Source organism: Deltaproteobacteria bacterium (assembly GCA_016875395.1).
Taxonomy (GTDB): domain Bacteria; phylum Myxococcota_A; class UBA9160; order UBA9160; family UBA6930; genus VGRF01.
Genome location: VGRF01000001.1, coordinates 32,730 through 46,474, shown reverse-complemented (window position 1 = coordinate 46,474; position 13,745 = coordinate 32,730). Strand labels below are relative to the sequence as shown.

17 protein-coding genes are annotated in these 13,745 nt (G+C 70.5%); 7 read left to right on the top strand and 10 right to left on the bottom strand.

The features are described from left to right. Positions 1 to 118 precede the first annotated feature (118 nt). Complete coding sequence (locus FJ091_00250; GenBank protein MBM4381773.1) at positions 119 to 1,390, top strand: cytochrome P450; 1,272 nt, start codon at positions 119 to 121, stop codon at positions 1,388 to 1,390. A 56-nt stretch (positions 1,391 to 1,446) separates the two neighbouring features. Here FJ091_00250 and FJ091_00245 read toward each other — a convergent pair whose 3' ends face one another. The 4 genes from FJ091_00245 to FJ091_00230 form a co-directional block, all read right to left on the bottom strand. Next, positions 1,447 to 2,841, bottom strand: a complete 1,395-nt coding sequence (locus FJ091_00245; GenBank protein MBM4381772.1) for a phosphotransferase family protein — start codon at positions 2,839 to 2,841, stop codon at positions 1,447 to 1,449. A 68-nt stretch (positions 2,842 to 2,909) separates the two neighbouring features. After that, entirely contained in the window at positions 2,910 to 3,611 is a 702-nt protein-coding gene (locus FJ091_00240) for an EthD domain-containing protein (protein ID MBM4381771.1), read from the bottom strand. A 103-nt stretch (positions 3,612 to 3,714) separates the two neighbouring features. Continuing rightward, positions 3,715 to 4,497, bottom strand: a complete 783-nt coding sequence (locus tag FJ091_00235) for a glucose 1-dehydrogenase (GenBank protein MBM4381770.1) — start codon at positions 4,495 to 4,497, stop codon at positions 3,715 to 3,717. A gap of 64 nt (positions 4,498 to 4,561) precedes the next feature. Beyond that, on the bottom strand, positions 4,562 to 4,972 hold the full coding sequence (locus FJ091_00230; GenBank protein ID MBM4381769.1) for a nuclear transport factor 2 family protein: 411 nt from the start codon (positions 4,970 to 4,972) through the stop codon (positions 4,562 to 4,564). Positions 4,973 to 5,093: 121 nt separating this feature from the next. Between FJ091_00230 and FJ091_00225 the strand changes: the two genes are divergently transcribed. Then, entirely contained in the window at positions 5,094 to 5,531 is a 438-nt protein-coding gene (locus tag FJ091_00225; protein MBM4381768.1) for an MmcQ/YjbR family DNA-binding protein, read from the top strand. Positions 5,532 to 5,621: 90 nt separating this feature from the next. On the opposite strand, the gene FJ091_00220 is transcribed toward FJ091_00225, so the two are convergent. Further along, positions 5,622 to 5,891, bottom strand: coding sequence for a hypothetical protein (locus tag FJ091_00220; protein ID MBM4381767.1), 270 nt, complete (start codon positions 5,889 to 5,891; stop codon positions 5,622 to 5,624). Positions 5,892 to 5,950: 59 nt separating this feature from the next. Between FJ091_00220 and FJ091_00215 the strand changes: the two genes are divergently transcribed. Both FJ091_00215 and FJ091_00210 read left to right on the top strand, forming a co-directional pair. Further along, entirely contained in the window at positions 5,951 to 6,337 is a 387-nt protein-coding gene (locus tag FJ091_00215) for an arsenate reductase ArsC (protein ID MBM4381766.1), read from the top strand. A gap of 94 nt (positions 6,338 to 6,431) precedes the next feature. Next, a complete protein-coding gene (locus FJ091_00210; GenBank protein ID MBM4381765.1) occupies positions 6,432 to 7,256 on the top strand; it encodes a PhzF family phenazine biosynthesis protein in 825 nt (274 codons plus the stop codon). 104 nt (positions 7,257 to 7,360) lie between these two features. Here the strand turns inward: FJ091_00210 and FJ091_00205 are convergent, their stop codons facing one another. The 4 genes from FJ091_00205 to FJ091_00190 form a co-directional block, all read right to left on the bottom strand. Continuing rightward, positions 7,361 to 8,146 carry an alpha/beta fold hydrolase gene (locus FJ091_00205; GenBank protein ID MBM4381764.1) on the bottom strand — a complete coding sequence of 262 codons (786 nt, stop codon included), beginning with the start codon at positions 8,144 to 8,146 and terminating at the stop codon, positions 7,361 to 7,363. Beyond that, positions 8,143 to 9,456: an LLM class flavin-dependent oxidoreductase gene (locus FJ091_00200; GenBank protein ID MBM4381763.1), complete on the bottom strand. Its 1,314-nt coding sequence runs from the start codon at positions 9,454 to 9,456 to the stop codon at positions 8,143 to 8,145. Before FJ091_00200 ends, FJ091_00205 begins: the two co-directional genes overlap by 4 nt. Positions 9,457 to 9,562: 106 nt before the next feature. Continuing rightward, the gene (locus tag FJ091_00195; GenBank protein ID MBM4381762.1) at positions 9,563 to 9,784 is read right to left on the bottom strand and encodes a hypothetical protein; all 222 of its coding nucleotides are present in this window, start codon (positions 9,782 to 9,784) and stop codon (positions 9,563 to 9,565) included. Beyond that, positions 9,778 to 10,563, bottom strand: a complete 786-nt coding sequence (locus FJ091_00190) for a hypothetical protein (GenBank protein MBM4381761.1) — start codon at positions 10,561 to 10,563, stop codon at positions 9,778 to 9,780. The genes FJ091_00195 and FJ091_00190 overlap by 7 nt, the downstream gene beginning before the upstream one ends. Positions 10,564 to 10,695: 132 nt before the next feature. Between FJ091_00190 and FJ091_00185 the strand changes: the two genes are divergently transcribed. Further along, on the top strand, positions 10,696 to 11,445 hold the full coding sequence (locus FJ091_00185) for a hypothetical protein (GenBank protein ID MBM4381760.1): 750 nt from the start codon (positions 10,696 to 10,698) through the stop codon (positions 11,443 to 11,445). 60 nt (positions 11,446 to 11,505) lie between these two features. Here the strand turns inward: FJ091_00185 and FJ091_00180 are convergent, their stop codons facing one another. Continuing rightward, entirely contained in the window at positions 11,506 to 12,171 is a 666-nt protein-coding gene (locus FJ091_00180; protein ID MBM4381759.1) for a hypothetical protein, read from the bottom strand. 72 nt (positions 12,172 to 12,243) lie between these two features. On the opposite strand from FJ091_00180, the gene FJ091_00175 reads away from it, so the two are divergent. Both FJ091_00175 and FJ091_00170 read left to right on the top strand, forming a co-directional pair. After that, complete coding sequence (locus tag FJ091_00175; protein ID MBM4381758.1) at positions 12,244 to 13,050, top strand: enoyl-CoA hydratase/isomerase family protein; 807 nt, start codon at positions 12,244 to 12,246, stop codon at positions 13,048 to 13,050. A gap of 129 nt (positions 13,051 to 13,179) precedes the next feature. Next, positions 13,180 to 13,668 carry a MaoC family dehydratase N-terminal domain-containing protein gene (locus FJ091_00170; protein ID MBM4381757.1) on the top strand — a complete coding sequence of 163 codons (489 nt, stop codon included), beginning with the start codon at positions 13,180 to 13,182 and terminating at the stop codon, positions 13,666 to 13,668. Positions 13,669 to 13,745 lie beyond the last annotated feature (77 nt).

The window sequence follows — 13,745 nt, the reverse complement described above, 5'->3', positions numbered from 1 at the left end:
TCCTCAGCACGCCTCGGGCGTGGCCGATCAAAAAGCCCCGAGAATGCTGCGGTTGCCACTCGACCGATCGGTCGGGTGAGCTAGCGTGCGACACCGCCCACTACCGGATGGAGACGCCATGGCCGCTGCCACGCAGCTCACCTTCACCAGCGCGCCCGGAATCGAGGACATCGTCGGTCCCGAGACCTATCGCGATCACGGCTACCCGCACGAGGCGTGGACGTGGCTCCGTAACAACGACCCGGTTCGCTTCTACGCGGGCAGCGAACGCTTCAAGCCGTTCTGGGCGATCACGAAGCACGCGGACATCGTCGACATCGGGAAGAACCCGGCGGACTTCATCATCCAGCCGCGGCTCGCCGTGTTCGACGAGAACTTCGAGCCGGTCGAGGGCGAGCTGCAAGCGCGGCATCTGCTGAACATGGATCCGCCCGAGCACGCGCAGTATCGGCAGCTCTCGTCGAAGTGGTTCACGCCGCGCACGGTGAAGGTGTGGGAGCCGAAGGTTCACCTGATCACGAAGCAGATTCTCGACAAGGCGCAGGCCAAGACCGGCGACTTCGACTTCGTGATGGAGGTCTCCGCGCCCATCACGATCGCGGTGATCGGGCTGATGCTCGGCGTGCCGGAGCGGGACTGGCCGCTGCTGTTCAAGTGGACGAACGAGACGATCGCGCCCGAGGAGCCCGAGTTTCAGCAGGGCCGCACGACGCGCGAGACCGCCGATCAGGCGCGCATGGAGCTGTTCAAGTACTTCCACGCGCTGTCGGAGGAGCGCCGCAAGAACCCGCAGGACGACATCATCTCCGTCGTCGCGCAGGCCAAGATCAACGGCGAGCCGCTGCCCGTCTTCGAGTTGCTCTCGTATTACTTCTTGCTCGTCGTCGCCGGCAACGAGACGACGCGCAACGCGATGACCGGCGGCGTGCAGGCGCTGATCGACAACCCGGCGCAGTGCGCGCTGCTGCAGAAGCGCGCGGATCTCGTCGAGGGGATGATCGAGGAGACGGTGCGCTGGGTGACGCCCGTGAATCAGTTCACGCGCACCGCGACCCGCGACCTCGAAGTGCGCGGCCGCACGATCAAGCAGGGCGAGTCGGTGTGCCTCTTCTACGCCTCGGGCAACCGCGACGAGGAGATCTTCGAGCGCCCGTTCGAGTTCGACATCACGCGAAACCCCAACAACCACATCGGCTTCGGGCGCGGCGAGCACGTCTGCCTCGGCGCGCACCTCGCGCGGCTCGAGCTGCGCGCGCTGTTCGCGCAGCTGCGCGAACGCCTCGTCTCGATCGAGCGCGCGCGCACGGTGGAGCGCATCAACTCGAGCTTCGTCGGCGGCGTGAAGCGCGCGTACGTGCGCTGGGAGCTGAAGGACGCGCCGCGAGCCTGAGCGCGCGCGGGGCGAACGAAGAGGCGAGGCGGCGCAAGCCCCTCGCCTCTTCTGCTTCAACGGAGGCGCTGGTAGACCGCCTTCTCGCCCGCCCCTAGCGCGCCGCGCCAGAGCGCCTCGTCGCGCACGGCACGGCGGTAGAGATACGCCGCGATCTCGTAGTCGCGCGCGCCTTCGTTCGCGGCGATCAGTGCGGTGAGCGCGGCGTCGCCCTCCGCGAGCGTGCGCGACTTCGCGCCCGTGAGCCGTGCGATCTCCTGCAGCTCTTCCGCTTCGAGCGCGGCGCCGAACGCGTCGGCGTTGCGCAGGTGTCTCGCGAGGCGGCGCGCGAGATCGAGGCGATAGCGCGCGTAGTCATCGGGCGCGGCGGGCTTGTGCTCGTCGCGCAAATTCTCCTCGAGCACGTCGAAGATCGCGCTGCGCTCCGTAACAGCTTCGGCAGGAAGCTCGGGTGGCGTGGCCGGGGCGCCGATCGCTTCGCACAGCGCTTCGGCGGTGGCGCGCTTGTAACACACGTCTTGCGCGAACCACTCGGCGTGATCGGTGCGCGGGTGCATGTGCTGCACCATTCCCGCGAGCGCGAGCGGCGTGATCGCCATCGACTTCACGGTGTAGTAGGCGAGCTTGCGACGATCGACGCGCGAGCCTGATAACTGCTCGTAGCGTACGAGCCAGCGCGCGAGGTCGATGCCGGGGTTGTAGAAGTCGCGCGTGCGGATCTGCGCGAGGTCGAGCACCGGGTCGCCGAGGTGCGCGAACTCCCAGTCGATGATCGCGGTGGCGCGCGGCAAGCCGCGAGCGCTGTCCGCGGGGGCCATGTCGAACAGGAACTGCCCTGGCCCCGTGTCGCCCTGCACGAGCGAGAGTCGCTGCGGCGGCGCGGGAAGATTTCGTCGCAGCCAGCGCGTCGCGAACTCGACGACGGGTACCGGGCGCACGAGGGCGCGGCGGTAGGCGCGCTCCCACAGCGCGAGATCGTGCAGCGCGGTCTGCTCGGCGCTCGCCGGCGACTCGATGCCCGCGGCGACGAAGCGCGCGGGGTCGAGCTGGTGGACGCGCACGAGCTCGCGCAGGAAGTCGTCGTCGAGCGCGTCGCGCGCGGACCCGGGCGCGAGCTGCGTGTAGTCGAAGTCGCCGCGCACGCGCTCCATCAAGATGCCCGCGGGATCGCGGCAGAAGCCGTACACGCGCGGCACGCGCGCGCCCGCCTCGCCGAGCGCGCGCAGCACGCGATGCTCGCGCTCGAGCGTGAACTCGCGCGAGATCAGCTGCTCCGCGCCGCGGTCCATGCGCGCATAACAAGCGAGCACCTCGCCGCCGCGCGCGACGTCGAGAAACCACGCCGGCCGCCCGCCCGAGCGCCGCTCGCCCTGCCGCTCCGCGCGCACGACCTTGCCGCCGAGCGCGTGCTCGGCCCAAGCAGTGAATCGCTGGAATGCGGCGGCGTCCATCGCGCTCGCCCCTGCGACGTTTCGGCCGGGCCGAAACGACCGTGCGACAAATCGGCCCGGCCGAAACGTCACCCTCGCATCACGTACTCGCTCATCGGGATCACGTCGATGCGGTCGAAGTCGATGAAGCGGCCGCTGCTCTCCAGCATGCGCTTGCGATTCGCGTCGAGCTTCGCGTCGTCGCCCACGGCGTCGTAGAACGCGTGCTGGCTCGTCATCGCGGCGGCGGGGAAGCACTCCTCGACGATCGCGTCGAAGCGGGGCGCGGCGTACGTGAGCGTCTGCACGACGCGGTTCTGCACGTAGCGAAACGTGGACTGCGTCTCCTTCGCGACGGTCGTGTGCGAGCCCTGCCAGATCTGGAGCCAATGCTCGGCGTCGAGCCGCGGCGGGCGCTGGATCAGCGCGAGCTGCGAGTAGCCCGGCGTGCGCTCGCCCTCGCGCGCGCGCTGCTTCGTGTTCACGATCGGCTCGGACTCGAGCACGAGGTAGCCCGCGATGCGCGGCGCAACCTTCGCGAGCGCCTTCTCCGCGGGCTTGCGATCGAGGTGCGTGTGCAGCGCGAGCGTGACGAGCGCACTCGGCAGCGGGCGCGTGCTCATCATGCGCATCGGCGCCGCCGGCGCGACCGCCGAGTCCGCGACGTTCACCTGCAAGCGCAGCGCTCCCGCCGCGAGCAGCTCGGCGGCGGTGCTCCCTAACAGCTGATCGCGGAGCTCGTCGGCGTCCTGCGCCTCTCGGTTCCACAGCAAGTACGCGAGCTTCTCCATTTCTACGACTCTCCGTTCGCCTTCGGCTCACTGCGCGCGATCTGCGCCGCTTCGCGGCGCTGAATCACCTGCGCTTCTCGAGCTGCGTTCGATCGCGACATCGTCACCTCCGCGGAAACGACGTGACGACGCCTTCGTAGTGCACGCCCGCAGTGGCGCCGCCGTCGGCGAGGAACTCGGCGCCGGTGCAATACGACGAGTCGTCCGAGGCGAGGAACAGCGCGAGCTTCGCGATCTCTTCGGGCTGGCCGATGCGCGGGATCGGGTAGCCGGCGAAGTGGCGGTTGTAGGTCGCGAGATCCTCGTCGTTCGGGTTGCCCATCGGCGTCAGGATCGAGCCGGGCAGGATCGTGTTGACGCGAATTTTCGCGGGCCCGAGCTCGATCGCCGCGACCTTCGTGAGCCCGCGCACGGCCCACTTGCTCGACACGTAGGCGACCATGCCGTTCGTGCCGCGCGTGCCGTCCATCGAGGCCACGTTCACGATCGAGCCGCCGCCGCTCGCCGCTAGCACCGGCGCGCAGTGGCGCATGCCGAGGAAGCAGCCGAGCTGGTTCACGGATACGACGCGCAAGTAGTCCTCGGTGCGCGTCTCGGTGAGCGGCGCGTAGTGCTGGATCGCCGCGTTGTTCACGAGCGTGGTGAGCGCGCCGAGCTCGCGCGCGGCGGCGAGCGCCGCCTCCCAATCCGCGGACTCGCTCACGTCCATGCGCACGAAGCGGGCGCTCGCGCCGAGCTCCTTCGCGAGCGCTTCGCCTTGGGCCGCGAGCACGTCGCCGATCACGACGCGCGCTCCCTCGGCGACGAAGAGCCGCGCCTCCGCCGCGCCCTGCCCGCGCGCGCCGCCCGTCACGATCGCGACCCTTCCTAACAACCTCTGCGCCACTCGTTCTCCTCGATGTCCCGCGAGCGCCGCCGCGCCGCCGCCTCGCTGCGCGCTTCGCTCGCCATCAGCCTCCGAACACGCTCGCGGCGTAGCGCGTGTCGACGTGCTCGCGGATCTCGGCGATGCGTCCGCCGCGCATCTCGAACACGAACACGTAGTCGTTGTCGTAGCCAGGCGCGCCGTTCGGGCGCTGCGCCGTCATGCGCGTCTCCGCCATCGCGACGTCGCCGCGCGCGAGCAGCAGCTTCACCTCGATGCGCTGCGTGCCCGGCACGAACGCGGTGCCGACCGCGCCGAGCATCATCTCGACGATCTTCTGCGCGCCGCGGTGTTCGCCGCCGTAGGGCGGGATCGCGCCCTTCGGCACGCGCCACACGAGGTCGGGCGCGAATAGCGCGAGCAGCGCTGCGCGATCGCCGCGCTCGACCGCAGCGAAGTATGCGCGCGCGAGTGACTCGCTCTGTTCGCCACTCATCGCGCACCTCCGCGCTGGCCTTGGTAGCCCAGCGAGCGCTCTCGCGGTGATAGGCTCGCGCCAAGCGGCGCCCGAAGCTGGCACGAGCGCTGAGGACGAGGCCGCACCGGGAGCCCTCGCGATGACGGCGCGCAAACGCGAATCGAAGCGTGCAGCCATAACAACTGACGCTCAGAAGAAGACCACGAGCGGCCCGGTGCTCGCGCGCCTGCGCAAGCTCTGTCTCGCGCTGCCGGAAGCGCAGGAGAAGATCTCGCATGGCGAGCCCACGTGGTTCGCGGGCAAGGGCAAGGTGTTCGCGATGTTCGACAACTACCACCACGGCGCGCCGCATGCGTCGGTGTGGATCCCGGCGCCGCCAGGCCTGCAGGAGGCGCTGATCGAGAGCGACCCGGCGCGCTTCTGGCGCCCGCCCTACGTCGGACACAACGGCTGGGTCGGGATCGTGCTCGACACGAAGCCCGACTGGGGCGTGGTCGCGGGGCTGATCGAGCAGGCCTATCGACTGATTGCGACGCAAAAGCTGGTCGCGCTGCTGGACGCGAAGACTCGGGGTTGAGTAGCGCGCGCAGCGCCTTGCTCGTGCGCCGCTGCGAGAGCAGCGGGCAGGCGCCGCTGGCCTCACTCACGGCGCGGACGGCGCGCTGCGCTAAGAGCGCTTCTCGCTCTGAGCGAGCACGTCGCGCACGCTCCGCAACAACTGCGCGCGCTCACGCTGCGTCGTCGCGCGCGAGCGCTGCCACTCGCCGGCCACCTTCAGGTCCGCGAAGTCTCCCGCTGCATCCTCGTGGAAGTGCAGAAACGCCTGCGAGCCGCGGTAGAACGTGCCGGGCTTCGGCTCGCGCAGCGCTTCGAGCTTGCGCAGCTCCGTGATCAAGGGCGCGAGGCGCGCGATCGCTGCGGGGCCCGCGTGCTTCATGCGCTCGTCACCTCCGCGTCCGCGCGGCACCGTAACATCGCCGCGTTCGCGAGGTGAAGATGAAGCGCGTGCTGTTCGTGTGCGTCGAGAACTCGAATCGCAGCCAGATGGCGGAAGCGTTCGCGCGCGCCCTCGGCGGCGGCGAAGTCGAAGCGCACAGCGCGGGCTCGCGGCCGGCGGGGCGCGTGAACCCGAAGGCGATCGCGGCGATGAGAGAGCGCGGCATCGACCTCGCGGCGCACGCGTCGAAGGGCCTCGACGCCGTCGAGCATCTCAGCTTCGACGCTGCGATCACGATGGGCTGCGGCGATGCGTGCCCGCACGTGCGCGCGCGCGTCCGCGACGACTGGGCGCTGCGCGACCCGCGCGATCTCGACGAGGCGGGGGTGCGCCAGGTGCGCGACGAGATCGAGCGGCGCGTGAAGGAGCTGCTCGCGCGGCTGTGACCCGGCCGCAGCCCGGCTTGTCCGGGTCGAGTGCGCCTCGTTCTGCGCCACGCGTCCGAGCCCATCGCGCGCGCGAGGCATTAGGCTCGTAGGCATGACGCAGCTCATCCCTCTCCATCAAGTGGACGCGTTCACCGACACGCCCTTTCGCGGCAACCCCGCGGCGGTCTGCCTGCTTGGCGCGCCGCGCGACGCCGCGTGGATGCAGGCCGTCGCCGCCGAGATGAACCTCGCCGAGACCGCGTTCCTGTGGCCCGAGGGCGACGCCTTCCGCCTGCGCTGGTTCACGCCCGCAGTCGAGGTGCCGCTATGCGGCCACGCGACGCTCGCGAGCGCGCATGTGCTGTGGGAGACGGGGCGCGCGAAGCCGGACGCGCCGATCGCCTTCGCGACCCTCTCGGGAACGCTCACGGCCGCGCACGAAGGCGAGTGGATCCAGCTCGACTTCCCCGCGCTGCCACCGCGCGCAGAATCGAGCGCGCCGCCCGCGGGTCTGCTCGCGGCGCTCGGTCTCGCACACGCGACAGTGCACGAAGTACCTCGCCCGAATGCGAGCGATGGACCGAGCTGGCTCGTCGTGCTGCCGAGCGAGGCCGCGCTGCTCGCGCTGCAGCCGGACTTTCGCGCGCTGCGCGACGTGGCGGGCCACGCCGTGATCGCGACGGCACGTGCCGAGCGCGCGGGGTGCGACTTCACCTCACGCTTCTTCGCACCGAAGGCCGGCGTCGACGAAGACCCGGTCACGGGGTCGGCGCACTGCTCGCTCGCGCCGTTCTGGTGCGCGCGCCTCGGGCGCGACGAGCTCACCGGCGTGCAGCTCTCGCAGCGCACGGGCGTCGTGCGGGTGCGCACGCGCGGCGCGCGCGTGCACCTGTTAGGTCGCGCGGTGACGGTGCTGCGCGGGGAGCTGAGCGTTTAGGATCCGCCCGCTTCGCCCGGTGCGCGGATTTGGCCGACTGGCGAGGCGCGCGCAGCGGCGAGCGAGCAGCAACGAAGCCAGGCGGACAAAGACGCACGCCGGCGCTACTCGCCCACGAACTCCTCGATCGCCGCGGCGAGCTCCGTGGGGGCGTCGTGATCGAGCACGTGCCCCGCGCCCGGGATGACGTGCACCCGCGCGTTGCCCGTGATTCCCGCGGCAAACTTCTTCGCGTAGCTGGCGGGCACGATCGCGTCGCGCTCGCCCCACACGAGCAGCGTGTCGTTGCGCACGCGGTGCAGGCGCTTCGCGAGGCCGCGGTCGCAGTTCGGCCACAGCAAGCGCGCGGCGGCTTCGAGCGCGCGCGTCTGCGCGATCTGGTGCTCGAGCTCGTCGGCGCCAGCGGGCGGCGCGAGCACGTCGCGCGCGAACTCGGCTGGCTGCGCGGAGAACGTTGCCGCGCGCTGGTTCGGGCGGCGCGCCCAGAAGTCGGTGACCGGCTCGCTCGCGTCGAACAGGCCGAACGGCGCGCACAGCACGAGCTTGCCTGCGACGGGATGCGAGAACGCGGCGCACTCGGCCGCGAGCATCGCGCCGGGTCCGAAGCCGACGAGGTCGGCGCCTTCGAGATCGGCGGCGTCGAGCAAATCGAGCGTGGCGCTCACCCAGTCGGCGATGTCGTCGAGCTTGCGGAAGTCGCCGCCGCCCGCGTGGCCGGGGAGCGAGGGCACCACCACGTGGTGCCGCTGCGCGAGCGACTCGAGAAATGGCGTCCAGCGCGGCGCTCCGAGCAGGCCCGCGAGCACGCCGACCGTTCGCCCCGCGCCCTTCTCCCACACGCGCACGCTCTCGCCGTTCACCCGCACGCTGTGCTCGCGCAACGTGGTCACGCGCGTGCGCCTCCCGGGCTTGTTTCACTCGCCTTCGGCTCGCGGCGCGGCGCTTGCGCGCTCCGCAGCTCGCGCGCGGTCGCACGCGCAGCGAGCGGCAGCGGTCGCGGCCACCACCGGTTCTCCCACTCGTTCTCGAACAGGCCGCGCAGCTGCGGCGCCACCTTCTTCGCGAACAGCTCGGTGTTATGGAACGCGAGGTCTTTGGTCATGTTGCCGTACTGCATCAGCAGCATGAGCTGGCCCACGTTCAGGTCGACCGCGACCTCGCGCAGCTGCTCCGCCACTTCGTCGGGGCTGCCGATGATCACGTAGCCGCGGCGCACGATGTCCTCGAAGGTCGTGCGCGACTTCTTCGCCGCGCCCTCGCTCGCGCGCTCTGCGGCGAGCGCCACCTGCGACTTCATGCGCGCGCGCAGCGAAGCCTCGCTCGCGTAGCCGGGCGGCGCCGACCAGCGCGAGTCGACGTGCAGGCAGCGCTCGTAGAAGTAGAGCGCGGGCTCGGCGTAGAGCTCGAGCGCCTCTTCGCGCGTCTCGGCCACGCCGACGAACTGCAAGAACGCGGCGTGGAACGGGTTCGGCTCCTTGCCGAGGCGCTTCATCGCGTCCCAGAAGCCGCGCATCGTCGCGATGCCCTGCTTGTACCCGAAGTACGAGAGATACGAGTAGACGTAGTCGCGCTCGCCGCACCAATCCCAGGTCTCGATCGACGCGCCGCCCGGGATCCAGATCGGCGGGTGCGGGCGCTGCACCGGCTTCGGCCACGGGTTCACGTAGCGCAGCTGGTTGTATCGGCCGTGAAACGTGAACGCCTGTTCGGCGGCCCAGGCCCTGACGACCAGGTCGTGCGCCTCGTGGTAACGCTCGCGCAGCTGGCTCGGGTTGATGCCGTAGGCGTAACAAGTGTCCATCGGCGTGCCGACCGGGAAGCCCGCGATCAGCCGCCCGCCGCTGATCACGTCGAGCATCGCGAACTCCTCCGCGACGCGGGTCGGCGGATTGTAGAGCGCGAGCGAGTTGCCCATCACGCAGATCGCTGCGTCCCGCGTGCGGCGCGCGAGCGTGGCGGCGATCAAGTTCGGCGACGGCATGAGTCCGTAGCCGTTCGAGTGGTGCTCGTTCACGCACACCGCATCGAAGCCGACTTCGGCGGCGAACTCGAGCTCGTCGAGGAAGTCGTTGTACATGCCGTTCGCCTTGGCGGGGTCGAACAGCGTGGGGTCGACGTCGACCCAGACCGAGGAGTGCTTCTCGCGGAAGTCGTCCGGCAGATCCGTGTAGGGCATGAGATGGAACCAGAGCAGCTTCATGGCGGCGCCTCCCGCGCGCGAGGCAGAGCCTGCCCCACTGCGCGTACCGCACGCCACGCGCCGCCGAGGCGGCGCTCTCCCTAACAAGCGGGCGGCGAGGAAGCGATCAGCCTGGGCCGAGCGGAACGGTGATATCGGCGACCGCACCGTGGTCGTCGCCGGCGCTGACTGCGCCGCCGGTCGCGTTCTGCAGCGGCCAGCCGTTCTGGGAGATGCCGCCGAGCGTGAAGCGACCCTCGGCGCGCACCGCTGCGGTGCGGCCCGTCGAGTCGCCGGAACCACCGATGTAGGTCGCGTAGCGCAGCGCGCTGAGGTCGCGGTTCAGCACGGCCGCGAACGCGGAGATCGTGGCGTTGCGCGTCGTCTGATACGCGCCGGTCGTCGTCGGAAGGTTTGGAGAGTACGTCCCGCCCGTGACGTAGACGTTGTTGTTGGAGTCGGACCCGACGCCTTCGCAGGCTCCATCGGATCGTCTCGGTAGACGTTGACGTCGAATCGCCCGCTGCCGAAGTAGGTCGCCCACTGGAGCGCGCCGTTCGCACCGGAGAGCTTTGCGACGAAGCCATCGAGCGCGGGGTTGGCGGTGTCCGGGTCGCATCTGGCGCCGCTGGGCACCGTGGTGTTGTTCGTCGGCAGCTGCGTCGGATCGCACGCGCCGGCGCCGCCCTGGAACTGTGTCAGCAGCGCGCCGCCCGTGACCGGGAAGCCTGCGGCCGCGCCGCCGCCGATCACGACGTCGCCGTTGCCGTCGACCCCGATCGCATACGCGCTGTCGGGCCCCGGACCGCCCACGAACGTCCACCAGAGCAAGGCTCCGTTGCCGTCGAACTTCGCGACGAAGGCGTCCTCGTTTCCGCCGAATGCCGCGACCGGGCTGCCGGGCAGCAGGTTCGCGGACTTCGCCGAGCCGGTGACGTAGAGGTTGGGGCTCGCAGCCGTGTCGAGCACGATGTCGCGCACGCTGTCGGCGAGGTCGTTCCCGAGGTAGGTGGAGAAGTTCACGACGTCCAGGGTGGAGGGCGTCGGCGGGGCCGGGGCCTTCACGGGCTTCGAGTTGCTGCAGGCCGCGAGCGCGAGGCCGAGCGCCAGGAGGAGCAGTCGTCGCAAGGGAACCCCCGGAAAGGCGCGCAGCCTAAGGAACTGGCCCGGGCGCCGGTAGGCGAAGGGCGGTTCGCGAGCCGCACCCAGGTGTGAACCCGGCTACGGCGAATCGGGCGCGCAAGGGGCAGCATTCGCGGCATGGACAGCCTGAAGCTGCGCGTCACGCACAAGCCGCCCGAGCCCGTGGATTTCGAGGTGCCGACGGGCCTCGTCTGGATCGAGCGCGGCCCGCAGCGCGCCGCGCTCTTCACGCCCGACGAGATCGACCCCGCGAAGAAGTACCCGCTGCTGACCGTGCTCCACGGCGCCGGCCGCCAAGACGAGGCGCTGATGCGCGCGTACCGCTTCGAGGCGCAGCAGCGGCAGGCCTTCGTGCTGGTGGCGCGCTCGTTTCACATGACGTGGGATCTGATCGCGCTCGGCATGCGCGACGACAGCGGCGCACTCCAGCCCGATCAGCCCTCGCCGCGCCCTGACCTCGACTTCCTCGAGTACGCGTACGACCTCGTCTACCGCCGCTACCCGATCGATCGCGGGCGCCAGGCCCTGATCGGCTACTCCGACGGCGCGAGCTACGCGCTCAGCGTCGGCCTCTCGAACCCCGGCCTGTTCTGCGCGGTGATGGCTTGGGCCGCCGGCTTCCTCGCCCTCGAAGCCGACGCCGCCGAGTCCGACACACTGCGCCCCGCGGTCTATCTGACCTACGGCACCCACGACGAGCTGTTCCCGTTCGAGCACGTCGCGCTGCCGATGAAGCGGCACCTCGAGGAGCTTGGGTGCAACCTCACGTTCGTCGTGGACGAGGGGGGACGACACTGGCCGCCATCGGACTTTCAGCCCGATGCCCTCGATTGGTTCTTCAGCGAGCCCTGGATGCCCCGGAGCTGAGGGCAGCGCGCACGGCTCAGAGCGCGCCTCGGTCGCGGAACGCGCGCGACGACTGCCGGACTACCAAAGCCCGCGCGGGTGGAACCATCTCGCGAGCGCGGAGGCTGCGATGCCTAACAACCAGACGAGCGCGGGGATTTCCTTCACGCCTTGGAGCCAGCCCGCGCGCGTGAAGGGGATGAAGGCGGTGTGCGCGTGGAACTCGCGGAAGCCGGGCGGAGGCGCGTGGAGCTTGCGGGCGTCTTGGTGCCACGCGCCGGCGAGCGAGAAGGCGACGAAGCCGCCGAAAAACGCGGCGTCGGCGCTGCTGGCGTTGGGCACGAGGTGCAGCGCGAAGAGCAGCGCGAGGCCCATCACCATCGGGTGGCGCGTGATGCGGTAGAGGCCCGCGACTTCGCTGCTCGCGCCGGGCGCGAGCGCGGCGGGGCTCGGGCGCAGGATCGAACCGACCGTCATGACGACGCCGAGGGTCATCAGGACGTAGAGCGCCGCGCGCAGAGGCGTCCCCACTTCGATCGCCCACAGCCACGCGCCGCCGTGGCGGTTCGCGAAGTAGAGGCGCACGAGCGGGATGAAGATCGCGAGCGCGACGAGCGAGTAGAGGCCGAGGAACCCGACATCGCCGAGCTTCGCGCGCAGTCGCGGCTCGACGCGCACGCTCGCGAGGCCGAGGTGCGTCGCGGTGAAGGCGGCCCAGAGCAGCGTGATCTCGGTGGCGGTGGACATCGTGAGCTCCGCGGGCGCGCAGCGAGTATGTCACGCGCGGCTCGTGCGCGCGAATCGCCCTACGGTGCGCGCATGGCCGACCTGCTCTTCGAGAAACGCGACGGCGTTGCCTGGATCACCTTCAACCGCCCGGCAGTGAAGAACGCGCTGAGCCCCGAGGCGATCTGCCGGCTCGCGGACGCGCTCACGGAGCTGCGCGACGACGACACACTGCGCCTCGGCGTCCTCACCGGCGCAGGCAGCGAGATGTTCACCTCCGGCGGCGACCTGAAGAAGCTGCTGCCGCTCTGGACGGGCGGCCGGCAGCCGCAGGACGAGTGGGATCGGCGCGTGCTGGCCGAGCCCAGCGTGATGCAGGCCGCGCTGATGAAGGAGCTCGCGCTCGACAAGCCGCTGATCGCCGCGATCAACGGGGATGCGCTCGCGGGCGGCTTCGAGCTGATGCTCGCCTGCGACCTCCGCTTTGCGGTGAAGCACGCGCGCTTCGGGCTGACCGAGGTGCAGCGCGCGCTCGTGCCCGGCGGCGGCTCGATGGTGCGCCTCGCGCGCCAGATCCCGTTCGCGCGCGCGATGGAGATTCTGCTGACGGGCGACCCGATCCCGGCGAGCGAGGCGCTCGCGCTCGGCCTGGTGAATCGCCTCGTCGAGCCGAGCGAGCTGATGCCAGCGGTGGAGGCGATCGCCGCGCGGCTCGCGCGCAACGGGCCGCTCGCACTGCGCGCGATCAAGCGCACCGCGCTCGAGACGAGCGGCGTCGCGCTCGCCGAGGCGTTCGCGATCGAGGCGCGCAACTCCGCGGGCGTGATGCGCAGCGCCGACGCGCTCGAGGGCCCGCGGGCGTTCGCCGAGAAGCGCGCGCCGGTCTACCGCGGGACGTAGGGCCGAACGTTCAGGCCGGGCCGAAATGACCGGGCGATCATTTCGGCCCGGCCGGAATGACCGGTCGCCCGCCCGGCCCCGACGCTGGTGTACGGTGCGCGCTTCCCATTTCTCAGGAGGATCCCCCGCATGGCCAAGATCGAGATCACGCCTGCGATGCGCGCCGTGGTCGGCGTCGAGTCGCCGCCGTGGACGCACGAAGTCACCACCACGAGCGTGCGCGCCTTCGCGCGCGGCGTCGGGTACACGGACCCGGTCTACTTCGACGAAGCCGCCGCGAAGAAGGCCGGCTATCGCAGCCTGCCCGCGCCGGCGACCTACTTCGGCACGGCGATCTTCATCCCCGGCAAGTCCAACGACACGTTCTCCGGCCCGATGCTGCCGGGCCCGCGCCTCGAGCACGGCCTCAGGAACGTGCTCGATGGCGGCGCCGAGACCGAGTACTTCGAGGACATCTGCGCGGGCGACACGCTCACCGTGACCGGCCAGGTCGCGGGCCTCGACGTGCGCGAGACCAAGGCCATGGGCGAGATGCTGATCGTCACGAACCTCACGACCGTGAAGAACCAGCACGGCCGCGTGGTCGCGACGCAGCGCTCGCAGGGTCTGTTCTACTAGGCCCCTAACAATCTCAATCTCCCCCGCGCTTCCGCATTGAAGCGGCACTCCTCAGAGTGGATCGGCGCGGGCAAGTC

Bases quoted from the DNA above. Each gene is read 5' to 3' on its own strand.
- FJ091_00245 (MBM4381772.1), bottom strand. From the start codon at position 2,841: ATGGACGCCGCCGCATTCCAGCGATTCACTGCTTGGGCCGAGCACGCG.
- FJ091_00240 (MBM4381771.1), bottom strand. From the start codon at position 3,611: ATGGAGAAGCTCGCGTACTTGCTGTGGAACCGAGAGGCGCAGGACGCC.
- FJ091_00250 (MBM4381773.1), top strand. From the start codon at position 119: ATGGCCGCTGCCACGCAGCTCACCTTCACCAGCGCGCCCGGAATCGAG.
- FJ091_00215 (MBM4381766.1), top strand. From the start codon at position 5,951: ATGAAGCGCGTGCTGTTCGTGTGCGTCGAGAACTCGAATCGCAGCCAG.
- FJ091_00210 (MBM4381765.1), top strand. From the start codon at position 6,432: ATGACGCAGCTCATCCCTCTCCATCAAGTGGACGCGTTCACCGACACG.
- FJ091_00220 (MBM4381767.1), bottom strand. From the start codon at position 5,891: ATGAAGCACGCGGGCCCCGCAGCGATCGCGCGCCTCGCGCCCTTGATC.
- FJ091_00200 (MBM4381763.1), bottom strand. From the start codon at position 9,456: ATGAAGCTGCTCTGGTTCCATCTCATGCCCTACACGGATCTGCCGGAC.
- FJ091_00225 (MBM4381768.1), top strand. From the start codon at position 5,094: ATGACGGCGCGCAAACGCGAATCGAAGCGTGCAGCCATAACAACTGAC.
- FJ091_00180 (MBM4381759.1), bottom strand. From the start codon at position 12,171: ATGTCCACCGCCACCGAGATCACGCTGCTCTGGGCCGCCTTCACCGCG.
- FJ091_00170 (MBM4381757.1), top strand. From the start codon at position 13,180: ATGGCCAAGATCGAGATCACGCCTGCGATGCGCGCCGTGGTCGGCGTC.
- FJ091_00175 (MBM4381758.1), top strand. From the start codon at position 12,244: ATGGCCGACCTGCTCTTCGAGAAACGCGACGGCGTTGCCTGGATCACC.
- FJ091_00230 (MBM4381769.1), bottom strand. From the start codon at position 4,972: ATGAGTGGCGAACAGAGCGAGTCACTCGCGCGCGCATACTTCGCTGCG.
- FJ091_00185 (MBM4381760.1), top strand. From the start codon at position 10,696: ATGGACAGCCTGAAGCTGCGCGTCACGCACAAGCCGCCCGAGCCCGTG.